Source organism: Priestia sp. JSM ZJ58 (genome assembly GCF_044383985.1).
In the GTDB taxonomy this organism is placed as follows: Bacteria; Bacillota; Bacilli; order Bacillales; family Bacillaceae_H; genus Priestia; species Priestia zanthoxyli.
Genome location: NZ_JBISEM010000023.1, coordinates 1 through 1,069, shown reverse-complemented (window position 1 = coordinate 1,069; position 1,069 = coordinate 1). Strand labels below are relative to the sequence as shown.

Annotated in this window: 12 tRNA genes; all 12 read left to right on the top strand. The window is 53.5% G+C overall.

The features are described from left to right. Positions 1 to 2: 2 nt before the first annotated feature. Positions 3 to 79 (top strand) — tRNA-Arg (locus tag ACH6EI_RS27805). Positions 80 to 83: 4 nt separating this feature from the next. Then, positions 84 to 160 (top strand) — tRNA-Pro (locus ACH6EI_RS27800). Between the two features lie 5 nt (positions 161 to 165). Then, positions 166 to 241 (top strand) — tRNA-Ala (locus tag ACH6EI_RS27795). A 30-nt stretch (positions 242 to 271) separates the two neighbouring features. After that, positions 272 to 348, top strand: a tRNA-Met gene (locus tag ACH6EI_RS27790). A 27-nt stretch (positions 349 to 375) separates the two neighbouring features. Further along, positions 376 to 468 (top strand) — tRNA-Ser (locus tag ACH6EI_RS27785). A gap of 25 nt (positions 469 to 493) precedes the next feature. Then, positions 494 to 570: transfer RNA gene (locus ACH6EI_RS27780), tRNA-Met, on the top strand. A gap of 4 nt (positions 571 to 574) precedes the next feature. Then, a tRNA-Asp gene (locus tag ACH6EI_RS27775) sits at positions 575 to 650 on the top strand. 8 nt (positions 651 to 658) lie between these two features. Next, positions 659 to 734, top strand: a tRNA-Phe gene (locus tag ACH6EI_RS27770). A gap of 10 nt (positions 735 to 744) precedes the next feature. Then, a tRNA-His gene (locus ACH6EI_RS27765) sits at positions 745 to 820 on the top strand. A gap of 11 nt (positions 821 to 831) precedes the next feature. Beyond that, positions 832 to 905, top strand: a tRNA-Gly gene (locus ACH6EI_RS27760). A 6-nt stretch (positions 906 to 911) separates the two neighbouring features. Then, a tRNA-Ile gene (locus ACH6EI_RS27755) sits at positions 912 to 988 on the top strand. A gap of 3 nt (positions 989 to 991) precedes the next feature. Then, positions 992 to 1,066 (top strand) — tRNA-Asn (locus tag ACH6EI_RS27750). Positions 1,067 to 1,069 lie beyond the last annotated feature (3 nt).

Genomic DNA, 1,069 nt, shown 5'->3' with positions numbered 1-1,069 from the left:
AAGCGCCCGTAGCTCAATTGGATAGAGCGTTTGACTACGGATCAAAAGGTTAGGGGTTCGACTCCTCTCGGGCGCGCCATAAACGGGAAGTAGCTCAGCTTGGTAGAGCACTTGGTTTGGGACCAAGGGGTCGCAGGTTCGAATCCTGTCTTCCCGACCATTTATGGGGCCTTAGCTCAGCTGGGAGAGCGCCTGCCTTGCACGCAGGAGGTCAGCGGTTCGATCCCGCTAGGCTCCACCAATGAAATTAAATAATTGTAACGAATAATATGGCGGTGTAGCTCAGCTGGCTAGAGCGTACGGTTCATACCCGTGAGGTCGTGGGTTCGACTCCCTCCGCCGCTACCATATAAGTTACATTTGTTATAAATATACGGAGGAATACCCAAGTCCGGCTGAAGGGATCGGTCTTGAAAACCGACAGGGGTGTTAAAGCCCGCGGGGGTTCGAATCCCTCTTCCTCCGCCATTTATTTATATCATATTCATATCATCGCGGGGTGGAGCAGTTCGGTAGCTCGTCGGGCTCATAACCCGAAGGTCGCAGGTTCAAATCCTGTCCCCGCAACCAAAGTGGTCCCGTGGTGTAGCGGTTAACATGCCTGCCTGTCACGCAGGAGATCGCGGGTTCGATTCCCGTCGGGACCGCCATTTTGTTTGGCTCGGTAGCTCAGTTGGTAGAGCAAAGGACTGAAAATCCTTGTGTCGGCGGTTCGATTCCGTCCCGAGCCACCATTTTAAGACGGCGATTGTGGCGAAGTGGTTAACGCACCGGATTGTGGTTCCGGCATTCGTGGGTTCGATTCCCATCAGTCGCCCCATCTTAAGTAACGCGGGTGTAGTTTAGTGGTAAAACCTCAGCCTTCCAAGCTGATGTCGTGAGTTCGATTCTCATCACCCGCTCCAAATAATGGGCCTATAGCTCAGCTGGTTAGAGCGCACGCCTGATAAGCGTGAGGTCGGTGGTTCGAGTCCACTTAGGCCCACCATATTCCACAGTAGCTCAGTGGTAGAGCTATCGGCTGTTAACCGATCGGTCGTAGGTTCGAGTCCTACCTGTGGAGCCATAC